This is a genomic window from Paeniglutamicibacter sp. NPDC091659 (genome assembly GCF_044756805.1).
Lineage (GTDB): Bacteria > Actinomycetota > Actinomycetes > Actinomycetales > Micrococcaceae > Paeniglutamicibacter.
Genome location: NZ_JBIVTO010000002.1, coordinates 183,042 through 203,878 on the forward strand (window position 1 = coordinate 183,042; position 20,837 = coordinate 203,878).

Sequence of the window (20,837 nt, forward strand, 5' to 3'; positions counted from 1 at the left end):
GGTGCGTCGATGATGGATGGCCTTGGGGTGGTTCCGATTGACTCGCCGTCATTCGCGCGGGTCGTGAGGCCGCCCGGATGGTTGATGGGTCGATAGTGCCCATCGAAGATTGAGCTCGAGCACTATTTCCAGCCCGTCTTCTTCATCCCATTGTTCGCCGACCACATGGAAGTCGTATTGGTCGACCAGGTTGCGTGAGGGGACGTTGTCGGGGCGAATGCATGCCCGTACCGTGTTCACGCGGGGATCGTGCCTTGCGGTATCGATCAGTGTCACCAGGACGGCGCGTGCGTAACCCCGTCGGCGGTGCGCGGGATCTATTGCGTAGCCGATTTCGACCATTCCCGTGGCATCCGGCTTGCCGTGGAATCCCGCACGTCCCACGACAGTCCCCGTTCCCGCGTCAACGACAATCCTGGTAACCCATGGTGCCTCTGCAGCATCCCTGTCGATTTGCCGACGACGCCTGATCCAAACGGCTCGGCATTCGGTGGTTGTCAGGTACGGCGTCAGCTCAAGCTGCAGCAGGGATCCGGCGTGGAGCAAGTCACCCCTGGCTAGTGCATCGAGTGCGTCCCGGGGCACCAGCACGAGCTTCACCCGGACGCCCTGTGGCGAGGGGTCCGACGTCCACGGGTCGGAAGTGATGGCCATGGACCCATGTTCCCAGATCGGATTCTTCGTCGTCGGGGCCGCGCCGGAAGGGTGGTTGCAGTGGCATCGTCCGTCCGGCGCGTCTGGTTAGAATAAATATTCGAGCCAGACGGATGGCCATGTGGACGCCCCGTGGATGCTCGTTCCGTGTTCAGGAAGTCCCGGCAGGGCTGTATGGATGTTGGGAGGCGGCGGTCTGGGGGTCCAGCTGCTTCAGTGTCATCAGTTGCAGCGGGTTTTCCGGCAGCGGGAAGGTGGACTCCACGCCAAGGTCCTCGTTGACATGCAACAGTTCTCCCGGTTCCATCAGGCGCCAGGCGGGATCCGCATTCATCCTCTCCGTGGCCACGATGACGGACGATCGTGCGGCGAGCGCTGGGCTGTGTGCATGGATTCGGGCGCTATGCATCACCAGGGTTTCGTGGGGCAAGTTGGTCTCGATGCGTCGCTCCAGCACGTAGAGCTCGTGCGTTCGGGGATAGCGGACGGCCCAGAGGTCTGTTGCCGTGGTCAGGATGAAGTTCAGGCTGTACACGGGAAGGTGCTCCGAGATCCAGGTGAGGGCGGCGGCGATCCCCGTGGCCACGTCGCCCTTGTTCCGCCGGATTTCAGCGGTGACCAAGGCGAACATGCGCTCGCTATCGGTCTGGCCTAGGACCAGGTGCGAAGTCCCGAGCAAGGCCAAACGCCTGTCGAGTTCCCCGAGAGCGCCGAGTACGCCGTTGTGGGCCAGCAGGCGGCCGTCCTGCATAAAAGGATGGGTGTTCTTGGGAGTGTGCCCGCCGGTGCTCGCGTAGCGGACATGGGCGAGGAACGTGGTGCTCTCGAGGTGCTTGGCTTCGAAGGCGAACTCGGGATCGTGCCGGGCCGAGATCGGCTGCTTGCTGATGCACGGGGTGCCGTCGGGGGCGAATGAACCGATTCCCGTTCCGTCGGGCCCATAGCGGCTTTGGTGTTCCAGGCTGTTGGCCGCCCTCAGCAGCCAGAACGACGCCTTGGCCGGATGGTGGCCCGCATGCATACCGAACAAGCGGCACATTGTTGCCCCCTCGCTAGTGAGGAACTTGGCGCTTCCCCGTGGTCTTGCCCGTACTGCGCTTCAAGCCCACCTTGTCCTGACGACCGGGGCTTATCAAGTGGCGTCAGGACAACATTTCCCGCAGCGTCCGTTCGGGGGCATGGTTGTTGATCGAGGAGACTTCGGCGAGCGCCTGGTCTTGGAAAGGTCGAGAACGAAGGCCCTCCGAGCAGGAGAGATCGAGCGTTCAGTCGCTTGTGCATAGCTTGGCCCTAAGTCAGGTACCGGCGTCGCCTTAGCCAGGTTGCTTCGGCAGCCACACGCCGAATCGGTTTCCCCGTGGGTCAAGTCGGGTTTTTGGCCATCGCAGTCTCTTGGTCCTGTCATGACACCGCGCGCAAGAAGGCCGCTGCCGATTGAGTTGGCAGCGGCCTTCTTCCATCGCTAGGGCATGACCTTGTACAGATCGATGGTGGTTTCTTCGGGCGGCGTCGTGAATCCGCCCTCGATGCCTTCCTTCAGGCGTGGAAGGAGGGTGTCGTCGCGGAACTTCTCCCAGCTCTCCTTCGAATCGTGGACGGCCATGATCGTCCAGCCACCGGCGGAAGCGCCACCGGCGTGGAAGATCTGGCCTTCCGGCAGGCTCCCGTCTGCCGGGTGGACCGCGGCAACTGAAACGTCGTACTGCTCCTTGGTGCCTCCCGGGAAGAAGTGCACAACTCCGTAGGGCGTGGATCCCATGATTGTTCCTTGGGCGAAAGGGATGTATCGGACACCCCAGTAATAGACCCCGCCCATTTGGGAGTCAAGGGTGTCGGCTGCCAGTGGTTCCCATACCGGTGGATGAGCTTGCCGGCGTGCTGCCCGCCGGCGCCGAGCAGGGGGGTCGCAACCTCACAGGCCGCCGCGGAATTCTCGTGCCGGAGGGATGGGAAGCTGCGATCACCCGGACTAGTATCGGGTGATGGGCCGGATGAACAGATTCCTTGTTGCGGTTGCGATCGGATTCTTCGCAACGGGACCGCTGGTGACGGGATGCACCTCGCCGGAACCCGCCGCCGGGCCATCAACTTCGACCACTGCGCCCGGCCCAAGCACAAGTCCGAGCACAAGTCCGAGCACTAGCCATCCAGCGGGCAGTCCCGAGCCCGTACCGGTTCCGAAGGACGCGCTCGAGCACGTCGTCATCATTGTCGAGGAGAACCGCTCGCGCTCGACCATCCTGGGCAGCGACGCCGCCCCCTACATCAACAAGTTGGCCAACGAGAATGCGCTGGCCACCAACTACCGGGCCGTGACGCACCCGAGCCTTCCCAACTACCTGGCCATGACCAGCGGCACCACTGCCGGCATCACGCGTACCTGCGAACCAGGGGAAGGCTGCACGGCACGGGTCCCGAACATCACCGACGCCATCGAGCAGTCCGGGCGAACCTGGAAGATGTATGCCGAGAGCATGCCGGCGCCCTGCACGGCCAAGAATTCCGGCCTCTACGCGGTGAGGCACAATCCGTTCATGTACTACCCCGGAGTCACCGACGACAAGTCCCACTGCGAGGCACACGTCGTTCCCCTGACGCAGCTCGGCAAGGACCTGGAATCCGCCGCCGGGCTGCCGGACTACGTGTTCATCAGCCCCAACGTCTGCAACGACATGCACGACTGCCCCGTAAAAACGGGAGATGAATGGCTGTCTCACCAAGTGCCCAAGATCCTGGCGTCGCCCGCCTTCACGACCCGGAACTCCCTGCTGGTGATCACCTGGGATGAGGACGAGGACGAGGGCGGGAACAACTCGGTGCCAACGATCTTCGCCGGACCGGCCGCCCGGCTAGCCTTCAAATCACACCGGAAGTACGACCATTACTCCCTGCTGCGCACCATTGAAAGCCGGTGGGGATTGGCTCCGATGACGGAGAACGACAGGAATGCACCGGTCATGAGCGACATGCTTAAGTAGGAAATGCCCGGTTCGTTCCCCGCCGGAAATGACAGGGAACGAACTGGGCATCGACACGAAACCCGTTTCTCGGGGTTCCTGCTAGGACCCCGTGGCGTAGCCCAGGCCGTGGCCGAACCGGAACAGCGGGTCGGCGGTGTCGAACGGAACGTCCGGAAGGCTCGCCTTCACGGCGTCCATGGAACGCGGCAGGTCCATGGGCAGCCTTCCCTGCGGTTCCGCCTCGCCAAAGAGCACGTCAAGCAGCGCGCGACCGCCGGCGCCGAAGTTGGCGGTGATGGCAGCGGCCTCCTCGGCCAGCGGCGTGAGGATGGCCGGGCGGTCCAGGAACACGTCGATCACTGTCGGGACCGTGCCGCACAGCGCGGCCAGCTCCTCGATCTGCTCCGCCGGGTAGTCGAGCGATCCGGCATGGAAGAAGTTCTCGAACATGGTGTCGCGCTGTTCGAACGGTGCCTGCAGGCGCACGATGGCGACGTCGGCCTCCTCCGGGGTACCGACCACCGTTCCGTAGCCCGCGGCAGCCTCCGCGGAGACGCCTCGCAGATAGACCTTGGTGCCGCGGGGCAACGGCAGGACGGGCGCGCCGGAGGCATCGGGCCGGTTGGTGAGCAGCGTGAACGATGCACGCTGGGCGGCCTCGCCCGCGGCCCGGAATTCCGCGCTGCCGACGACCGACTCGGCCCGTTCGACGTCGACCATGGGGGAGTCGAAGAGCCCGAGCACGAACTTCTCGCTCAGGATCCTGCGGGCCGACACGTCGATCCGGTCCTCCGCGATTTCGCCGCCACGGACCAGATCGACCAGGAGCTCCGGGATGGCCTCGCCGCCGAACTGGTCGGCCCCGGCATTCAGCACGGCAAGCATGCGGTCCCGGGTGGAGAGGTGTTCCACGCCCCAGGCCCGGGCGGGGAAGGGCTCCACGGCAATGACCGCGTCGCTGAGCAGCCCCCAGTCGGTGCAGACGACGCCGTCAAACTTGTAGCGGTCCCGGAGCAGGCCGGTGATGACCGACTTGTTGAAGCCGAAGCCGACCTCGTCGTACTCGGTGCCCACGGGCATGCCGTAGTAGGGCATGATCTGGCTGGTGCCGGCGTCGAACGCGGCCTCGAACGGCAGCAGGTGGTGCTCGAAGTTGTCCCCCGGGTAGACCTGCTCGCGGCCGTAGGCGAAGTGCGGGTCCTCCCCGTCCTTCTGGGGCCCGCCGCCGGGGAAGTGCTTGGTCATGGTCGCCACGGAATCGGTGCCCAGGGTTTCCCCCTGGAAGCCGCGGATGTAGGCGGCGGCCAGCTTGCCGGTCAGCTCGGCGTCCTCGCCGAAGGTTGCCACCTGGCGGGCCCAGCGCGGTTCGGTGGCCAGGTCGATCTGCGGGTGCAGCGCCACGCGCAGCCCGACGGCCGTGTACTCCTGGCGGGCGATGTCGCCGAAGCGCTCCACCAGGTCCGCGTCGCCGATCGCCGCCAGCCCGAGGGGCTCCGGCCACTGTGAGAACGGGCCGGCCAGCATCGCGGTGCCGGGGTTTTCCGCGAACGAGTGCCGTGGGTCGGTGGAGAGCGTGACGGGGATGCCGAGCCGGGAGGCGCCGGCCAGTTCCTGCAACTTGTTGTGCCAGAGAGCCATCTGGGTGGCACTGTCGGCGGCACCGAACACGTTGAAGTGGGTCATGCGTCGGCCTTCGACCAGCTCCGCGGTGGAGGGGATGCCGAAGACGGGGTTGGCTTCCGCCAGTTCGCCGTCCTCGCCGATGGTGATCATGGTGTGGAAGAACAGGCCCGCTTTTTCCTCCAGCGTCATCTGCGACAGCAGGTTCTCGACCCGCTCACCGACCGGCAGGCTTGCGTTGCGGAAGGCCGGATCAACGGGGTTGGTTGCCGTGGGATCGCTCATGAGGATGGTTCCTTTGCATCTGAGAGTTCGGTGATCGGGGCGGGTGTTTCACGTTTGCGCAGTTTGCGTCGGGCGTCATCGCGGGCAAGAAGGGGAGCGCACAGCCACCACAGCATCAACGCCACGCCGGCACCCAACACGGCGCCGGCCGCGGTGTCGGTCAGCCAGTGGGCTGCAAGGAACGTACGGCTCCACATCATCGCCAGCACGAAGGCCACGGCCACAGGCCACCAATAGCGCCGCACCCGCGGGGACAGCAATGCGATGAACATGACCATGAGCGCCGCAGTCAGGGTGACGTGTCCGGACGGGAACGAGCCGTGGTCCACCATCACCAGCGAGTTCTCCGGGCGGGGTCGGTCCACCACGTTCTTGAACACCTGGGCGAAGAGCATCGGAACGATGTAGACCAGGACGGCGAACAGGACCGCCCACCGCCGTCGGGCAAGGAGCAGGCCGATGATCAGCAACGGCAGCATGACGATGCCCGGCGGTCCGCCGAAGGCGTTGAGCAAGGCCACCGCGCCGGAAGGCTCGTATCCGGCCGTCCCGGCCACAAGCGAGTACCACCACTCGTCGAATCCCTGAAAGAACGGGGTCGCGGGTGCCGGTATCAACGCAAGCATCATCAGCACGGCAAAGGCCACGGATATCACCGCGGCAAGCCATTGCCAGCGACTGCGGCCGTTGTCGGGCATGCCCTGCGTGGCACCTCGACCAGCCCGCACCGAGGGCTCTTCGCCGGACGGATCAATCTGGGCGGCCACTAGCCGATCGACCTGTCCGGCAGAGGGCCGCGGGCATCCGCGGCGCGTGGTGTTCTCATGAGCTCTTGTCCTTTCGGATGGGCGCCACCTTGGCGTGAATAGCAAAAACATACATTGAGCCGTTTTGTTGCACAAGGGTGAAATCCAGGATCGACAAGTGTTGTAAGATCAGGGGCATGTCTCCGAAAGGCCCATACCCCAAAGGCGTTGCCAAGCGCGAGGAAATCCTGCGCACGGCCCTGGAGATCTTTTCCCGGGAAGGCTACCGCGGCACCTCGTTGCGCGAGGTGGCCCGTTCGTGCAGCCTGAGCCTGCCGGGGTTGATGCACTACTTCGACTCCAAGGAAGACCTGCTGGCGGCCATCCTCAAGAAACGCGATGAGGACGACTTTGCCAGGCAGCATTCCGCCGGCGGCGATCCGTTCACCACGCTGAGCGCGATCATGCGGCACAATGCCGAGGTTCCTGGCCTGGTCCAGCTCCACGCAACGCTCTCCGCCGCGGCCAGCGACCCCGCCCACCCCGCCCATGACTTCTTCGTGGGGAGATACCGGGACTTCCGTGCCACACTCGCCGAGGCGTTGCGGGAAAGGCAGTCCGCCGGGCTGCTCTCCGCGGATCGCGACCCGGAGAAAATGGCGGCGGTTGTCATTGCCGTCGCCGACGGCCTTCAGGTGCAGTGGATGCTGGAGCCCGGGATCGACATGGCAGGCCACCTTGATTATTTGGTATCGCTCATCGACGCAGTGGTGCCGTCCGCGTCATCGGGGGAGTAGGTTCCACTTTCCTGTGGCTAAACTCGGGCCATGGCACTTCGAAGTTCCCCCGCACCCGCGGAGTCCGCGGGGACCCTTGTCAGTGGAGACGTGCGCAGGCACAACCTGAGCATTGTGGTCCGCTACCTGCTGGAAAACGGACCCAGCTCCCGCAGTCAGATCGCCGACGGGACGGGCCTGACCCGTGGATCGGTGACGGCGCTGACCGCGGTGTTGCTTGATGCCGCGATCGTCCACGAGGCCTCCCCTGAGAACGCGCGCGGCAAGGGCCGGCCGCTGACGCTGCTCAACCTCGCCGCGGACCATGCGGCGATCCTGGCCCTCCAGCTGGACGCCGACCGGGTCACCGGATTGCTCACGACGATCACGGGCGAGCCGTTGTTGCGCATCGCCGAGCAGCACGGCCGTCCCATGGGCCACCCCGAACCCATCCTGGATGTCATGGCCTCCGTCCTGGGGCGGACCCTCGATGCGTGCCGAGACCTGGGTCGACGCCTGGCAGACATGACCGTCGTCGTCTTCGCCCCGGTGGGCGCAGAACCACCGGTGGTCCTCGCGGACACGGACCTGGGCTGGGGAGCGGTCGACGTGCTGGGCGGGCTCCGGCGGCGGGAGCCCCGCGTGCCCGAGGACGTGTCGCTGGTGTCCGATGCCCCCGTGGCGGCGATGGCGGAGCTTGTGCGGCTCAAAGACACCTTGGACTTGATCTACATCAAGAGCAACTCGGGCATCGGAGGGGCCATCATCCTCAACGGCGCGGTCGTCGAGGGCGCCCACCGGTTGGCCGGGGCGTTCGGGCACATGCCGATCGTGCCCCAAGGGGAGCCTTGCGGCTGCGGGCAGCGCGGATGCCTCGTGACGGTTGCCGGACCCGATGCCGTCCTGCACGCGGCGGGTCTGGGGCCCCTATTGGCCGCGAGGGGGCTCGCGGTGGCGCTTGACGAGTTCACCGATCGCGTCCTGGCCCGCGAGCCGGCGGCACTGGCAGCCTGGGACGGTGCGGCCGGGTGGATCGCCCGGGCGCTGCAGATCCTGGCCATGTCGTTCGACCCGCAGGCTATTGTCCTGGGCGGCTTCTGGGCGCGGCTTGCGGACTCCGTGTCGGAACATTTTGTCGGCATCCGACCCGTGACTTGGCCTGATGCAGCGGGAGAGGGGACCATCGTGGTGGCAGGTCGGCAGGACGGGGATGCCGCGCTGCTGGGCGCGATCTGGAGTGCCAGAGACCGACTGCTGCTGGATCCCCTTCGTAAATTAACATAGTTCAACCCTTGAACTATTGCCTCGTGGGCAGCATACTCATCAATTAGCACCGTCAATCCCCGACGGCCGGAAGTTCGATCCCGGGAAACTCAACGATGAGGAATATCGTGTCCACTCCAGCTCCTTCCTTCGACGCAGGCCCCTCCGGCCAGACCGTCCTGTCCGACGCCGCTGCCCAGGCCGGCGACTCCCGAGCGCGGCCACCGGTCAGCCGTTCGCTCCTGCCGTCACTGGCCATCACCTCGATGGTGCTCTTTGCCACCTACAGCGGCCTCATTTCCGTGTTGCTGCCCAACCAGGTCGCGGCCATCGACGAGACAAACAAGGTCTCCAACCTGGCCATCGTCAGCACCGTCTCATTCATCCTCACGCTCTTCGCCCAGCCTCTGGTGGGCGCGTTCAGCGACCGCACCCGCAGCCGGATGGGCAAGCGGGCGCCCTGGATGATCATCGGCGCCGCGGCCGGCGCCGTGTTCCTGATGGGGCTCTCCGGATTGCAGTCCATCCTGTGGATCGCCATCTTCTGGGCAACCATCCAGGTCTCGCTCAATGCACTGCAGGGTCCCATGACGGCGATCGTGCCCGACCGCTTCCCGACCTCCCGCCGTGGCGTCGCCTCCGCCATGGTAGGAATCGGCACCATGGCCGGAAGCACCATCGGCGTCCTGGTCGCCGGGGCACTGGCCAGCAACGCGGGCCTGGGCTACACGGTCTTCGGCATCGCCGTGCTGGTGGCAACGCTCCTGTTCGTGGTGTTCAACCGCGACTTTTCCAGCAAGGACATGCCGCGCACGCCGTTCAGCTGGAAGCAGTTCTTCACCGGATTCTGGATCAACCCGAAGGAGAACCCCGACTTCGCGTGGGCCTTCGCCGCACGCTTCTTCTTCATCCTCGGTTACTTCGTGGTCTTCGCCTTCCAGCTGTTCATCCTCACCGACTACATCGGCCTGAGCCTGACGGAGGCCAACGGATCCATCGGCCTGGTGGCGCTTTCCGGCATGGCCACCACGCTGATCTCGATCTCCCTGGGTGGCTGGTGGAGCGACAAGATCGGCAAGCGCAAGGTCTTCATCTACGCGGCCACCGTGTTCATGGTCATCGGGCTGGCCTTCCCGCTCGTGATGCCGAACATGACGGGCATGTTCATCATGAGCGCCATCAACGGTTTCGGCTTCGGACTCTACATGGCGTGCGACACCGCACTGATGACAGAGGTCCTGCCCGGCGGCGGCGCCGCCGCCGGCAAGGACCTGGGCATCCTCAACGTTGCAACGAACATCCCGCAGGCCCTGAGCCCGGCGATCGCCGGCATCCTCATCGGCTCGCTGGGCGGATACCCCGCGTTGTTCATCTTCGGCATGGTTTGCGTGGTCGTTGCAGCGTTCGTGCTGGTTCCCATCAAGAGCGTTCGCTAGGAGCACCGATCATGACAAACACTTCTCAGCAGCCCGTCGTTGTCACCCGGTCCGGTGCGGTTCGCGGCACCTGGCGCGACGGTTCGGCGGCCTTCCTGGGCATCCCGTTCGCCGAGCCTCCCGTGGGAGGTCTCCGCTTCCAGGCGCCCGTGCCTCACCGCCCCTGGGAAGGCGTGCGTCCGGCCGGCGAATACGGCGCCACGCCGCAGCGAAAGACGCTGGCCGAGGTGACACTGATCCCGGAGCCGTCGATCCCCGGCGAATCCACGCTGAACGTCAACGTGTTCACCCCGAACCCCGTGGATGCGGGCGACGCCGGCCTGCCGGTGTTGGTCTGGATCCACGGGGGCGGCTACGTCGCCGGATCGCCCTCCAGCCCCTGGTACGACGGAGCAGCGTTCAACCGCGACGGCGTCGTGACCGTGAGCGTGTCATACCGCCTCGGCTTCGACGGCTTCGGCTGGATCGAGGATGCCCCGCGCAACCGCGGCGTCCTGGACTGGCTGCTGGCGCTCGAATGGGTCCGGGCCAACATCGCGGCCTTCGGCGGGGACCCTTCGAACGTCACGATCTCCGGCCAGTCGGCCGGCGGCGGTGCTGTGCTTACGTTGCTGGGCTGCCCGCGCGCACAGCCGCTGTTCAACCGCGTGATTTCACTTTCCGGCCCGCCCACCAACGTCACGATGGACGCATCCGAGGCGCTGGGCCGAAAGTTGGCCGAACTCGGTGGTGTCGCTCCGACGGTGGCCGGGCTGTCCATGCTGACCGAGGCCGAGGTCCTTGCCCTACAGGGTCAGGTTTCCTCGGTCGGCGGCAACGACGGCGAGGCCGACCCCATCGCCGAGCTGGCCTCCATGCTTGGCGACGGACTGACACTTGGGCCCGTCATCGACGGCGACCTCATCCCGTTGCCGACGGCCGAGGCGCTGGCCGCCGGCATTGGAGGGGACAAGGAACTGATCCTCGGCACCACCGACCATGAGTTCGGCATGGTCCTTGCCGGCGCGGGGGAGGCGCTGTCCGGGGTCCCGGCCGCGGGCGTCCTCGCCGCGGTGGGTGCCGACCCCGAGGTCATCGGGGCCTATGTGGCCGACCACCCGGGATTGGGCACCGCGGACCTCGTGGGCCAGTACGTCACCGACCACATGTTCCGCGCGCCTGCCCTGAACCTCGCGGAACTGCGCGAGGGCGTGCAGGCCCCGACCTGGCTGTACCGCTTTGCCTGGAACTCGCCCACCATGGGCGGCGCCTGCCACTGCCTGGACGTGCCGTTCATGTTCGACTGCCTCGATTCAGAGCGCATCGCCCCGCTGGCGGGGACCGAGCCGCCGCAGGCCCTGGCCGACGAGGTCCACGCCAGCGCCGTATCCTTCATCGCCACGGGGGATCCCGGCTGGCCTGCCTGGGACGGTTCCGAGCGCGCCGTGCGGGTCTATGACGTCCCGACGACGGTTGTCGCCGACGGCTATGCCGATGCCCGGTCGCTGCTGCCCGAACGGGCAACCAGATAGGCACCGGGCACGGTCTGGAGAGACCGTGCCGCCGAGAAAGGGCTTGGCCCGCGCAAGAATTGCGCGGGCCAAGCCCTTTCTGTGTCGAACTACCGCAATGGGGAATGCTGTCAGTCGATGACGCCGTCGTTTCGTTCGGCCGGGTCGCGTGCGCCTTCCATGGTTTCCCTGGCTGCCTTGTAGCGAAGGAACCTGCCCGCAACCAGGTAGGTGCCAAGGAAGGAAACCAGGGAGAAGGCAATGCCGACCGCCAGCACTGCCGGCACGTTTGCATCCATCAGGAACAGCGCGGCACCGGCAGCCAGGGCCGACGTGGCACCGGCACCCACGCCTGCTGCCAGCGATTGGTCCCTGGCGGAAGGAAAGGGTACCTTCCCGGCATGGACGTACAACCCGGCCAACGCGCCGACAGCGGGAACCAAGGCAGCGAAGCCGCCGACGGGAATGCCGTAAAGTATCGGGATCATGGCCCAGCTCCCTGGGCTCCCGACGCCCGGAACCTCGGGATCGGCTGCTATCGGAATGGCCAGGAACAGGCCAAATACGGCACCTACACCGGCGCCGGCCAGCACTCCGGTGAGTATCGCCAATACGAACAGCGGAATGGCCAACGATCCAAGCTTTTCTCCAGCCGTCCTTGCCATGGGCCCATCCTATCGACAAAACGCCGTCCGACTTGGGCTGCGTCCGATTGAGGCAACGGCACCCTGCCGCGCCATGGTTCCATGAATTCAACAAGCTGGCCCCGCCCTGCATGAAGCGGAATGGTTGGGAACGCACGGCAGGCCAGCCGTGCACCGGTATCAATGTACAGCTCTGGCAGGGGCGTTCTCCGGGTCCTAGAATCGGGGTGGGGGCAACCGACGACCGTACCCCGGGACTTGCCTGTATGTACCACCCCATGCCCCTGCAGTTCCGGGAAAGGACGGCTCGCGTGAGCAAGATCCAGAGACACATCAGCACCCAGCTTCTCGGGGGTTCGGAGGCGGCCGGGCGGCCCGGCATGACCGGGCAGGGGTCCGGAACGCCATGAAACCCGACCGATACGCCCGAGCGGAACTCGCCTACGAGGTCGGCGCATCGACACCCCTGCCGGTGTTCCAGGACATTCCGGACGTGGAACGGGTGGCGGACCCGGTCGATTCCCGGCTCGACGCCGTCTATTTCGACACGGCGACCCTGGCCCTGGCCATCCGGCGCATCACCCTTCGACGCCACACCGGCGGGATGGACCACGGGTGGCAACTCCGCATCCCCGACGGGACAGCCCAGTGGCAGGAAATCAACGCCCCGCTGGGGCAACCCGATGTAGTACCGGGGGAGATGCTCACCCGCGTGCTGGCATACACCCGCGGCAACAACCTTTCACCCATTGCACGTCTGGGTACCCGGCGCAGCACCTACCGTCTCTACGGAGCCGGAGGGAAACACCTGGCAGACTTCGCCGACGACCGCATCCATGCCGAAGCGACGCACCCCGAGGGTTCCCGCCTGGAGTGGCGCGAATGGCAGCTGCTGCTCGTGCACGGAGACAAAGACGTGCTCTCCGCGACCGAGGAGACGCTGACCGCGACGGGTGCCAGCCGTTCCCGGCAAAGCTCCGAACTGGCCCGCGCGCTCGGTGGAACGTTCCCTCCCGAACGCGCCACCGGCACCGGAAAGCCGCGCAAGAACGGGCCTGTCATCGACGTCGTGACGGCCTATCTGGAGGTGCACCTCAACGAGCTGCTCAGCAACGACGCCGGGGTGCGGCTGGAACTTCCGGATGCGGTCCACCAAATGAGATCCGCGACCCGACGGCTGCGGTCCGCGCTTTCAACGTACGCCGACCTCTTCGCCAAGGACGCGGCGCAGGGGATCGGTGCCGAGTTGAAATGGTTCGCCGGGATCCTGGGCCGTCCACGCGATGCCGAGGTCATGCGCGAACGGCTCCGTCGGCACGTCGGCGACTTGCCAGAGCCGCTCCGGGCCGGGCCCGTTTCCGAACCCATGGAGCGCGAAATCGGCACGGCCTACAACGTCGACTACAGGGAGCTTCTGAAGGTTCTTGAATCCGATCGCTACTACCGGCTGCTGGACGATCTTGAGCGGTTCCGCGACGATCCGCCGGCAAGACCTCGGGCCTCCAGGCCCGCCCGCGGCGAGACGGCAAAATTGGTCAACGGGACGGCCAAGCGCCTGGATCGCGCGCACAAGTCCGTTGCCAGGAGCAAGGCCGGCAGCGCCCGGGACGTTGCGCTGCACCATGTCCGCAAGGATGCCAAACGGCTGCTGCACGTCGCCGATTCCGTAGCCGAAATCCACGGAAAACGCGCCCGAAAGATCTCCCTCGGCGCCCATCGGCTCCAGAGGATTCTGGGGGACCACCACGACAGCGTCATGGTCCGCGCTCTCCTTGACGAGCTGGTCACGGACCCGACCCTGCCCGAGGGAACCGTCAAGGCCTACCGCCGGATCCTGAAAATCGAGAGAGGTATCGCCCGTGCCGCGGCGCAGAAATACCCCAAGGCCAGGAAGAAGCTCGCCGCCCTGCGCCTGCGCCGCTGACCGGAGCTTCACCATTGGCCGATGCCGGCAAGCCCGGCCGAAGTCGCCCCGTCGCCGGGAACGGGGCGACTTCGGCACGCATTTCGATCCCGAGGGGTCCGTCGACAATCCGTGCTTGGCTTGAAAGGCCGACGGGAGCCGGAACTTGCGCCCGCTATTTAGCTCCCGGTTTGTTCGCTGACCAGTTCGGCGTGCCCGTGCAGGGTTCCGGTGGCGAACCCGATGGTCACCGGTTCGGGGGCGCCGCAGCAGGAACCGGTTTCCGGCTCGGGGGTGCCACAGCCGCTTGCCGTTTCAGCCTCTGCCGACAGGTCGCAGGAGCCGCCCAGATCGGTGGAACACACACCGGTTTCGGGGAGTTCCAGCTCCACGAGGTCAGCAGCCGCGCGGTCCCCGGCCAGGGCCGCGGCGATCGAGCGGACCTGTTCGTAGCCGGTTGCCATGAGGAACGTCGGGGCGCGGCCGTAGCTCTTCATCCCCACGATGTAGAAGTCGGTTTCCGGGTGCGCCAGGATGCGTTCGCCGTGCGCGGTGACGGTGCCGCAGCTGTGGAACTCCGGGTCGATGAGCGGGCCCAGTTCGCGCGGGGCCTCCACGATCTGGTCAAGGTCCAAGCGCAGCTCCGAAAGAATTGACAGGTCGGGGCGGAATCCCGTGGCCGGAACCACCTGGTCAACGACGAGGCTGCTGTTCTCGGCGAGGATCACGGTCAAGCGGTCGCCCGTTTCCAGGGCGGCGACGGAGACGTTTTCGAGGATGGTGATGTCGCCGTTCTCGACGAAGCGGCGCAGGGACGTGCCCAGCTGGCCGCGGGCCGGCAGCTCGTCGGCCGCCCCGCCGCCGTATAGGCGAACCGGGTTGGCGGTACCGCGCAGACCCCAGAGAACGGTGGTGTCCGGGTGCTGCTGGCGCAGCCGGCCGAGGCTGATCAGCGTGTTGGCCGCCGAGTGCCCGGCGCCCAGGACGAGGACGGTCTTCCCGGCAAAACGTTCGAGGTCGGTGCCAAGGGGATCCGGCAGCGGCGAGGTGACGAAGCCGGCTTCGCGGGCCTCGGCTTCGCCGATGGCCTCGATGCCCGAGCGCCCCACCGGGTTGGGCATGTTCCAGGTTCCCGAGGCGTCGATGACGGCGCGGGCGAGCACGTCCTCGGTTCCCGTGGCGGTTTCGGTGCGGACCAGGAAGAGGGAATCCTCGCGATTCCTTGAGCTGGTCTTGTCCACGCCCATGCCGTCTGCCCGGATGCGGGTGACGTTGGTGACGCGGTGGCCGTAGCTGATCTTGGGGGCCAGCGCCGGGTGGGCGGCCAAGGGTTCCAGGTATTCGGCGACCATGTCGGCACCCGTGGGGAGGCGGGTTTCCCGCGGCGCTTCCCACTCACCCGCGTAGCTGTCGGTGGGGGTTTCCAAGAGACGGCGGGCGGCGGCGTCGATGTTGTAACGCCAAGTGGAGAAGAGCTTGATGTGGCCCCACGCGGCCATGGCGGCTCCGGCGCTGTTGTCGGCCTCGAGGATGCGGACGTCCTGGTTGCGTTCGATCAGGTGTGCGGCGGCGGCCAGTCCGATGGGGCCGGCGCCGATGACGATCACGGGGTATGTCTGGTTCATGCTCTTCTACTCCTGGGATTCGAAGGGGGTGTTACTTGGTGGCGGGTAGCAGTTCGGAGATGAGGGTCTCGATGCGGGCGCGGATTTCGTCGCGGATCGGGCGGACTGCCTCGACGCCCTGGCCCGCCGGGTCTTCGAGCTTCCAGTCCTCGTAGCGCTTGCCCGGGAAGATCGGGCAGGTGTCGCCGCAACCCATGGTGATGACCACGTCGGACTCCTTGACCGCCTCGGTGGTCAGGATCTTGGGGACCTCGGTGGACATGTCGATGCCGACCTCGTTCATCGCGGCGACGGCGGCCGGGTTCACCGAATCTGCCGGCGCGGATCCGGCAGAGCGGACCTCGATCTGTCCGGCCGAAAGGTTGCTCAGGAAGGCGGCTGCCATTTGGGAGCGGCCGGCGTTGTGGACGCAGACGAACAGGACGGAGGGCTTGGAAGCGGTGGTGTTCATGCGGAGACCTTCTGGGTGGTGAGGGACGGGGTGGTGGTGAAGAACTTTCGGGACCAGAGTGCTACATAGACCAGGGCCACGAGGACGGGAACCTCGATGAGGGGTCCGACGACGCCGGCCAGGGCCTGGCCGCTGGTGACGCCGAAGGTGGCGATGGCCACGGCGATGGCCAGTTCGAAGTTGTTGCCCGCGGCGGTGAAGGCCAGGGTGGTGGTGCGTGCGTAGCCCATGCCCAGGGACCGGCCGATGAGCATGCTCGCGCCGAAGACGACGATGAAGTAGACCAGCAGCGGCAGGGCGATGCGGGCGACGTCCAGCGGCTTGGCGATGATGGCGTCGCCCTGCAGGGCGAAGAGGACGACGATGGTGAACAGCAGGCCGTAGAGGGCCCAGGGGCCGATCTTGGGCAGGAACTTGTTTTCGTACCAAACACGGCCCTTGGCCTTTTCGCCGAGGGTTCGGGTGAGGAAGCCGGCGATGAGCGGGATGCCGAGGAACACCAGCACCGAGAGGGTGATGGACCAGACGGAGAATTCGGCGCTGGTGGTCGGCAACCCGAGCCAGCCCGGCAGTACCTGGAGGTAGAACCAGCCCAGGGCGCCGAAGGCGAAGACCTGGAAGACGGAGTTGATGGCCACCAGCACGGCCGCAGCTTCGCGGTCCCCGCAGGCCAGGTCGTTCCAGATGAAGACCATGGCGATGCAGCGGGCGAGTCCGACGATGATCAGCCCGGTGCGGTACTCGGGCAGGTCCGCCAGGAAGATCCAGGCCAAGACGAACATGAACGCCGGCGCGAGTACCCAGTTGATCACCAGGGAGGTGATCATGAGTTTCTTGTCGCCGATGACGCGTCGGGTTTCGTTGTAGCGGACCTTGGCGAGGACCGGGTACATCATGACCAGCAGGCCCAGCGCGATGGGAAGTGAGACGCCGGCGACCTTGATGGAATCCAGCGCGTGGCCCAGTCCCGGAATGAGTCGCCCGAGGCCGAGGCCCAGAGCCATGGCTGCCAGGATCCAGACGGCCAGGTACCGGTCCAGGGTGGATAGCTTGGCGGTGATGTGTCCCGTGTCGGCGGGGGCGGCGGTATTTGTCACGGCAAATTCTCTCCAAAAACTAGACATCGACGAACCTCGATGCATCGAGTATGCTTGCATATATCGACGATTGTCAATCTCCCGTTGGGGAGTCGAATGAAAGCGAGGGTGAGGCTGATGCCTACACCGGTGGCCACAGAACCAAGCGAAAACATCCCCATGGTTTCCGCTAGTGAAACGGAAGCCCCGTGCTGCGTCCCCTCCCAGGGACAGGGGGCCCTGCTCGCCACGGATGCCGAGGCCCTCGCCGCGCGCTTCAAGGCGCTGGCGGACCCGAACCGCCTGCGCATCCTCTCCATCGTCTCCACCAGCCCAGCGGCCGAGACCTGCGTCTGCGACCTCTCCGAGCCGCTGGAGTTGGGCCAACCCACGGTCTCGCACCACCTGAAAATCCTGGTGGAGGCGGGCCTGCTCAACCGCGAGAAGCGCGGGGTCTGGGCCTACTACTCCCTGGTTCCCGGCGCCCTGGACTCCCTGGCCGCAACCCTGACCCCGAAGGCCTGACCCATGAGCTACATTTCACCGGCAGCACAGCCCGCCGTCCTGTTCGTCTGTGCCAAGAACGGCGGCAAGTCCCAGATGGCCGCCGGCCTCATGAAGCTCGAGGCCGGCGACAACATCATCGTCACCTCGGCCGGCACCAAGCCCGGGGCAGCCATCAACGTGCTCTCGGCCGAGGTCCTCCTGGATCTGGGCATCGACATCAGCGCGGAAAAGCCCAAGGCGTTGACCGAGGAGAACATGAGGGCCGCAGGGCTCGTCGTCGTTCTGGGCACCGAGGCCAAGGTTCCGGCCGTCGACGGTGTCCTGATCGAAATCTGGGAGACCGACGAACCCAGCGTGCGCGGCATCGAGGGCCGGGAACGCATGGAACTGGTCCGCGACGACATCCATGCGCGCGTCAAGGACCTCAAGCACCGACTCCTCGCCTCGCACTAAACCCACGCGCAACCCCGCACGCACCAACGCTGCACGCTTCGTTTCCCGCCCGTCTTGAAAGGCTTCTCCATGAGCACCGGCACCACCGAGACCATCCGCAACGTCATCATCATCGGCTCCGGCCCCGCCGGATACACCGCGGCGATCTACACCGCCCGCGCGGACTTGGCCCCCTTGGTCATTGCAGGTTCGGTCACCGCGGGCGGGGAACTCATGAACACCACCGAGGTCGAAAACTTCCCCGGATTCACCGAAGGCATCATGGGCCCGGACCTGATGGAGAACATGCAGCAGCAGGCCGAACGCTTCGGTGCCGAAATCCTCTTCGACGACGTCACCCACGTGGATCTGAATGGTGACATCAAGAAGGTCACCGCCGGAAACGGCACCACCTACCTGGCACGCACCGTCATCCTCTCCACCGGCTCGGCCTACCGCACCCTGGGCGTGCCGAACGAAAAGCGACTGACCGGCCACGGCGTATCCTCCTGCGCAACCTGCGACGGATTCTTCTTCCGCGGACAAGAGATCGCCGTGATCGGCGGCGGCGACTCGGCCATGGAGGAAGCACTCTTCCTGACCAAGTTCGCCTCCAAGGTCACCGTCGTCCACCGCCGCGAAACCCTGCGCGCCTCCAAGATCATGGCCGACCGCGCCCTGGCCCACCCCAAGATCGCCTTCATCTGGAACAGCGCCGTCACCGACATCGAAGGCGAGGGCAAGGTCACCGGCCTGCGACTCGAGAACCTGCTCACCGGAGAAACCAGCAGCCTCCCGGTGACCGGGGTGTTCGTGGCGATCGGCAACGACCCGCGCACCGACCTGGTCAACGACCAGCTGGAACTCAGCGCGGCGGGCACCATCGCCGTGAAGGACCGCACCTCCAAGACCTCCCTTCCCGGCGTCTTCGCCGCGGGCGACGTCATCGATGCGACCTACCGCCAGGCCATCACCGCCGCCGGATCCGGCTGCGTCGCGGCCCTGGACGTCACGCACTTCCTGGCCGCCGGCGAAGACACCGAAGCCCTGACGATCAGCAACACCCCCGCACTGGTCTAAACATGGCCCTCACCCAGCGATTCACGACCAAGCGCGGCTACGTCGTCACCGGCCTGGGCATCGGGCAGGTCCTCTCCTGGGGCTCGACCTTCTACCTGCTGGCGGTGCTGGCCGGACCCATCGCCATCGACACCGGGTGGCCGAGTTCCCTGGTCGTGGCGGGCGTGTCGGTGGGCCTCGTCATCGCGGGCCTTGGCTCGCCACGCGTCGGTGCGCTGGTGGCAGGCAACCACGGCCGCACCGTCCTGATCGCCAGCGCCCTGCTGCTCGCACTGGGCCTGGCCGTACTCGGCATGGCCCCGAACCAGTGGTGGTACCTCGGCGCATGGCTGATCCTCGGCTTGGGAATGAGTGGCGGACTCTACGGCGGAGCGTTCGCGGTACTCGGACACACGTATGGTTCCTCGGCGCGCTCGGCCATCACCCTGCTCACGCTGTTTGGTGGGTTCGCCAGCACCATCTGCTGGCCGCTGAGCACCCTGCTGGTCGACGTGGTCGGGTGGCGGTGGACGGCCCTCGTCTACGCCGGGGCGCACCTGGTGATCACCGCACCCCTCTATGCGCTCACGATTCCGAGACAACCATGTGGACCAACGCCCGGTGGCGGATCACCAGCCTCGAACCACGCGACATCCGGAGCCTCGGGCCCCAGATGGTTGTTGATCATCCTGGTTGCGACCATCTCCGCGCTGGGTACGTCCATTGCCGCGTTGATGTCGGTCCACATGTTCTCCATGTTGGCAGGTATCGGGATCGCGGGCACCGCCGCCGTCGTTCTCGCCGCAACCATCGGCCCCTCACAGGTGGGTGCCCGGTTCCTGGAGTTTGTCATCGGGCGAAAACAGCACCCACTTTGGACGCTGCTGACCGCGACCTTCGCGATGGCAGTGTCCATCGGGTTCCTAGGCATGGGGATTTTGGCGCCAGCGATCCTCGTCGTTGTCTACGGGGTCGGGATCGGGTTGAATTCCATCGCCCACGGGACCGTGCCGTTGGCGATGTTCGGCCAGGACCAATACGCGCGAATCATGGGCCGCATCGCTTTGCCGTCCCTGCTCGCCCAGGCAGCAGCGCCCATCGTCGGGTCGGTGCTCATCCACAACCTGGGGCACAGAAACACCTTGATTGCACTGGGAATTCTTGCATTCATGGCCTTTTTGCTGGCGATCTGGCTGATGCTTCTTCACCACGGCAAACGAAAGAACCAAGCACGTTTGCTCTGGCGAAGACCTGCCGACTCAGAGGCCCCTCCTTCTGGGGATGCGGTCCAGATGTCGCCAAACGCATCGCGCTTGTAGGTTGCCGCGGGTTCCGGCGCCTGGAGCCGCAACATTTAGCGTCCAAAACCGCAGCTGTCCGAGGGAATAGAACCAAAGTCATGTGCTCAGGCGAAGCGTGCGCTCCAGCGCGCGATTTCAGCTACGAACTCCTCAGCTTGACCCGATTCGGCCCACAATTCGGCCAGTTCGTTCCCTTCGGCTTTTTTCATGCGGTCAAGCACGTTCGCGGCTTTCGCTCTCAGCTGGCCGGGCAGGGGATCGGCGGTGCGCGGCCACGGCTGCGGGGCATAGTCTCCATCGTCCTCGAGCATCTCCGGTTCACTCCACGCAACTACAAGTGCAGCGGCCGCCAAACCCGCTGCACCGTCGGAGGCGTCCACTTCCGGCGCCGAAAGAAGGACCGCATCCAGCGCGTCCTCAAGGACAGGCACAACCTGGGCCACGGTGTTGGCATCATCAAACTCGTACATTAAGTCCGCAGCGTCGTCGTTGCCGAAGACCGATACATCCCATGCGCCCATGCGTAGTGCTCCTAAGTCGATTCATTGGCCGACGATCAGCGGCTCAACTGTGATTCTTGCATATGCACTTGAGCAGGCCAACGAGTTC

At 65.8% G+C, this 20,837-nt stretch carries 20 protein-coding genes; 10 read left to right on the plus strand and 10 right to left on the minus strand.

Annotation, left to right across the window (positions count from 1 at the left end):
* Window positions 1-48: 48 nt before the first annotated feature.
* The 3 genes from ACIQLF_RS05720 to ACIQLF_RS05730 all read right to left on the minus strand — a co-directional run bounded on the left by ACIQLF_RS05720 (window position 49) and on the right by ACIQLF_RS05730 (window position 2,413).
* The gene (locus ACIQLF_RS05720) at window positions 49-654 is read right to left on the minus strand and encodes a GNAT family N-acetyltransferase (protein ID WP_400295475.1); all 606 of its coding nucleotides are present in this window, start codon (window positions 652-654) and stop codon (window positions 49-51) included.
* Between the two features lie 151 nt (window positions 655-805).
* Window positions 806-1,693: a class II glutamine amidotransferase gene (locus tag ACIQLF_RS05725; protein WP_400295476.1), complete on the minus strand. Its 888-nt coding sequence runs from the start codon at window positions 1,691-1,693 to the stop codon at window positions 806-808.
* Between the two features lie 423 nt (window positions 1,694-2,116).
* On the minus strand, window positions 2,117-2,413 hold the full coding sequence (locus ACIQLF_RS05730) for a hypothetical protein (RefSeq protein ID WP_400295478.1): 297 nt from the start codon (window positions 2,411-2,413) through the stop codon (window positions 2,117-2,119).
* Window positions 2,414-2,636: 223 nt separating this feature from the next.
* Between ACIQLF_RS05730 and ACIQLF_RS05735 the strand changes: the two genes are divergently transcribed.
* Window positions 2,637-3,632 carry an alkaline phosphatase family protein gene (locus ACIQLF_RS05735; protein ID WP_400295480.1) on the plus strand — a complete coding sequence of 332 codons (996 nt, stop codon included), beginning with the start codon at window positions 2,637-2,639 and terminating at the stop codon, window positions 3,630-3,632.
* Window positions 3,633-3,713: 81 nt separating this feature from the next.
* Here ACIQLF_RS05735 and ACIQLF_RS05740 read toward each other — a convergent pair whose 3' ends face one another.
* Together ACIQLF_RS05740 and ACIQLF_RS05745 are read right to left on the minus strand one after the other, a co-directional pair.
* A complete protein-coding gene (locus ACIQLF_RS05740) occupies window positions 3,714-5,519 on the minus strand; it encodes a glycoside hydrolase family 3 protein (protein ID WP_400295483.1) in 1,806 nt (601 codons plus the stop codon).
* Window positions 5,516-6,286: a phosphatase PAP2 family protein gene (locus tag ACIQLF_RS05745; protein WP_400295486.1), complete on the minus strand. Its 771-nt coding sequence runs from the start codon at window positions 6,284-6,286 to the stop codon at window positions 5,516-5,518. The genes ACIQLF_RS05740 and ACIQLF_RS05745 overlap by 4 nt, the downstream gene beginning before the upstream one ends.
* A gap of 176 nt (window positions 6,287-6,462) precedes the next feature.
* Here ACIQLF_RS05745 and ACIQLF_RS05750 point away from each other — a divergent pair, with 176 nt between their 5' ends.
* The 4 genes from ACIQLF_RS05750 to ACIQLF_RS05765 all read left to right on the plus strand — a co-directional run bounded on the left by ACIQLF_RS05750 (window position 6,463) and on the right by ACIQLF_RS05765 (window position 11,251).
* Window positions 6,463-7,062, plus strand: a complete 600-nt coding sequence (locus ACIQLF_RS05750) for a TetR/AcrR family transcriptional regulator (protein ID WP_400295489.1) — start codon at window positions 6,463-6,465, stop codon at window positions 7,060-7,062.
* A 30-nt stretch (window positions 7,063-7,092) separates the two neighbouring features.
* On the plus strand, window positions 7,093-8,325 hold the full coding sequence (locus tag ACIQLF_RS05755; RefSeq protein WP_400295491.1) for an ROK family protein: 1,233 nt from the start codon (window positions 7,093-7,095) through the stop codon (window positions 8,323-8,325).
* A 107-nt stretch (window positions 8,326-8,432) separates the two neighbouring features.
* Window positions 8,433-9,740 (plus strand): MFS transporter, encoded by a 1,308-nt coding sequence (locus tag ACIQLF_RS05760; protein WP_400295494.1) that lies wholly within the window; start codon window positions 8,433-8,435, stop codon window positions 9,738-9,740.
* Window positions 9,741-9,751: 11 nt separating this feature from the next.
* Window positions 9,752-11,251 (plus strand): carboxylesterase/lipase family protein, encoded by a 1,500-nt coding sequence (locus ACIQLF_RS05765; RefSeq protein ID WP_400295496.1) that lies wholly within the window; start codon window positions 9,752-9,754, stop codon window positions 11,249-11,251.
* A gap of 110 nt (window positions 11,252-11,361) precedes the next feature.
* On the opposite strand, the gene ACIQLF_RS05770 is transcribed toward ACIQLF_RS05765, so the two are convergent.
* Window positions 11,362-11,895 carry a hypothetical protein gene (locus ACIQLF_RS05770; RefSeq protein WP_400295499.1) on the minus strand — a complete coding sequence of 178 codons (534 nt, stop codon included), beginning with the start codon at window positions 11,893-11,895 and terminating at the stop codon, window positions 11,362-11,364.
* 385 nt (window positions 11,896-12,280) lie between these two features.
* On the opposite strand from ACIQLF_RS05770, the gene ACIQLF_RS05775 reads away from it, so the two are divergent.
* The gene (locus ACIQLF_RS05775; protein ID WP_400295501.1) at window positions 12,281-13,798 is read left to right on the plus strand and encodes a CHAD domain-containing protein; all 1,518 of its coding nucleotides are present in this window, start codon (window positions 12,281-12,283) and stop codon (window positions 13,796-13,798) included.
* A 158-nt stretch (window positions 13,799-13,956) separates the two neighbouring features.
* On the opposite strand, the gene ACIQLF_RS05780 is transcribed toward ACIQLF_RS05775, so the two are convergent.
* Genes ACIQLF_RS05780 through arsB form a run of 3 tightly spaced genes read right to left on the minus strand, consistent with a single transcriptional unit; the run spans window position 13,957 to window position 16,950 of the window.
* On the minus strand, window positions 13,957-15,402 hold the full coding sequence (locus ACIQLF_RS05780) for an FAD-dependent oxidoreductase (RefSeq protein ID WP_400295504.1): 1,446 nt from the start codon (window positions 15,400-15,402) through the stop codon (window positions 13,957-13,959).
* A gap of 31 nt (window positions 15,403-15,433) precedes the next feature.
* A complete protein-coding gene (locus ACIQLF_RS05785; RefSeq protein WP_400295506.1) occupies window positions 15,434-15,853 on the minus strand; it encodes an arsenate reductase ArsC in 420 nt (139 codons plus the stop codon).
* The gene (arsB, locus tag ACIQLF_RS05790; protein ID WP_400295509.1) at window positions 15,850-16,950 is read right to left on the minus strand and encodes an ACR3 family arsenite efflux transporter; all 1,101 of its coding nucleotides are present in this window, start codon (window positions 16,948-16,950) and stop codon (window positions 15,850-15,852) included. Before arsB ends, ACIQLF_RS05785 begins: the two co-directional genes overlap by 4 nt.
* A 159-nt stretch (window positions 16,951-17,109) precedes the next feature.
* Here arsB and ACIQLF_RS05795 point away from each other — a divergent pair, with 159 nt between their 5' ends.
* The 4 genes from ACIQLF_RS05795 (at window position 17,110) to ACIQLF_RS05810 (ending at window position 20,246) form a co-directional block, all read left to right on the plus strand.
* Window positions 17,110-17,454, plus strand: coding sequence for an ArsR/SmtB family transcription factor (locus tag ACIQLF_RS05795; protein WP_400296381.1), 345 nt, complete (start codon window positions 17,110-17,112; stop codon window positions 17,452-17,454).
* Between the two features lie 3 nt (window positions 17,455-17,457).
* Window positions 17,458-17,889 carry a low molecular weight phosphatase family protein gene (locus ACIQLF_RS05800; protein WP_400295511.1) on the plus strand — a complete coding sequence of 144 codons (432 nt, stop codon included), beginning with the start codon at window positions 17,458-17,460 and terminating at the stop codon, window positions 17,887-17,889.
* A gap of 69 nt (window positions 17,890-17,958) precedes the next feature.
* Window positions 17,959-18,948: a thioredoxin-disulfide reductase gene (gene trxB, locus ACIQLF_RS05805; protein ID WP_400295514.1), complete on the plus strand. Its 990-nt coding sequence runs from the start codon at window positions 17,959-17,961 to the stop codon at window positions 18,946-18,948.
* A gap of 2 nt (window positions 18,949-18,950) precedes the next feature.
* Window positions 18,951-20,246 (plus strand): MFS transporter, encoded by a 1,296-nt coding sequence (locus tag ACIQLF_RS05810; RefSeq protein ID WP_400295517.1) that lies wholly within the window; start codon window positions 18,951-18,953, stop codon window positions 20,244-20,246.
* Window positions 20,247-20,332: 86 nt separating this feature from the next.
* Here ACIQLF_RS05810 and ACIQLF_RS05815 read toward each other — a convergent pair whose 3' ends face one another.
* Entirely contained in the window at window positions 20,333-20,749 is a 417-nt protein-coding gene (locus ACIQLF_RS05815) for a DUF4259 domain-containing protein (RefSeq protein WP_400295519.1), read from the minus strand.
* Window positions 20,750-20,837 lie beyond the last annotated feature (88 nt).

Bases quoted from the DNA above. Each gene is read 5' to 3' on its own strand.
- ACIQLF_RS05775 (WP_400295501.1), top strand. From the start codon at position 12,281: ATGAAACCCGACCGATACGCCCGAGCGGAACTCGCCTACGAGGTCGGC.
- ACIQLF_RS05785 (WP_400295506.1), bottom strand. From the start codon at position 15,853: ATGAACACCACCGCTTCCAAGCCCTCCGTCCTGTTCGTCTGCGTCCAC.
- ACIQLF_RS05735 (WP_400295480.1), top strand. From the start codon at position 2,637: ATGGGCCGGATGAACAGATTCCTTGTTGCGGTTGCGATCGGATTCTTC.
- ACIQLF_RS05770 (WP_400295499.1), bottom strand. From the start codon at position 11,895: ATGGCAAGGACGGCTGGAGAAAAGCTTGGATCGTTGGCCATTCCGCTG.
- ACIQLF_RS05725 (WP_400295476.1), bottom strand. From the start codon at position 1,693: ATGTGCCGCTTGTTCGGTATGCATGCGGGCCACCATCCGGCCAAGGCG.
- trxB (WP_400295514.1), top strand. From the start codon at position 17,959: ATGAGCACCGGCACCACCGAGACCATCCGCAACGTCATCATCATCGGC.
- ACIQLF_RS05795 (WP_400296381.1), top strand. From the start codon at position 17,110: ATGGTTTCCGCTAGTGAAACGGAAGCCCCGTGCTGCGTCCCCTCCCAG.
- ACIQLF_RS05740 (WP_400295483.1), bottom strand. From the start codon at position 5,519: ATGAGCGATCCCACGGCAACCAACCCCGTTGATCCGGCCTTCCGCAAC.
- ACIQLF_RS05765 (WP_400295496.1), top strand. From the start codon at position 9,752: ATGACAAACACTTCTCAGCAGCCCGTCGTTGTCACCCGGTCCGGTGCG.
- ACIQLF_RS05810 (WP_400295517.1), top strand. From the start codon at position 18,951: ATGGCCCTCACCCAGCGATTCACGACCAAGCGCGGCTACGTCGTCACC.
- ACIQLF_RS05730 (WP_400295478.1), bottom strand. From the start codon at position 2,413: ATGGGATCCACGCCCTACGGAGTTGTGCACTTCTTCCCGGGAGGCACC.
- ACIQLF_RS05780 (WP_400295504.1), bottom strand. From the start codon at position 15,402: ATGAACCAGACATACCCCGTGATCGTCATCGGCGCCGGCCCCATCGGA.
- ACIQLF_RS05755 (WP_400295491.1), top strand. From the start codon at position 7,093: ATGGCACTTCGAAGTTCCCCCGCACCCGCGGAGTCCGCGGGGACCCTT.
- ACIQLF_RS05815 (WP_400295519.1), bottom strand. From the start codon at position 20,749: ATGGGCGCATGGGATGTATCGGTCTTCGGCAACGACGACGCTGCGGAC.
- ACIQLF_RS05720 (WP_400295475.1), bottom strand. From the start codon at position 654: ATGGCCATCACTTCCGACCCGTGGACGTCGGACCCCTCGCCACAGGGC.
- ACIQLF_RS05800 (WP_400295511.1), top strand. From the start codon at position 17,458: ATGAGCTACATTTCACCGGCAGCACAGCCCGCCGTCCTGTTCGTCTGT.
- ACIQLF_RS05750 (WP_400295489.1), top strand. From the start codon at position 6,463: ATGTCTCCGAAAGGCCCATACCCCAAAGGCGTTGCCAAGCGCGAGGAA.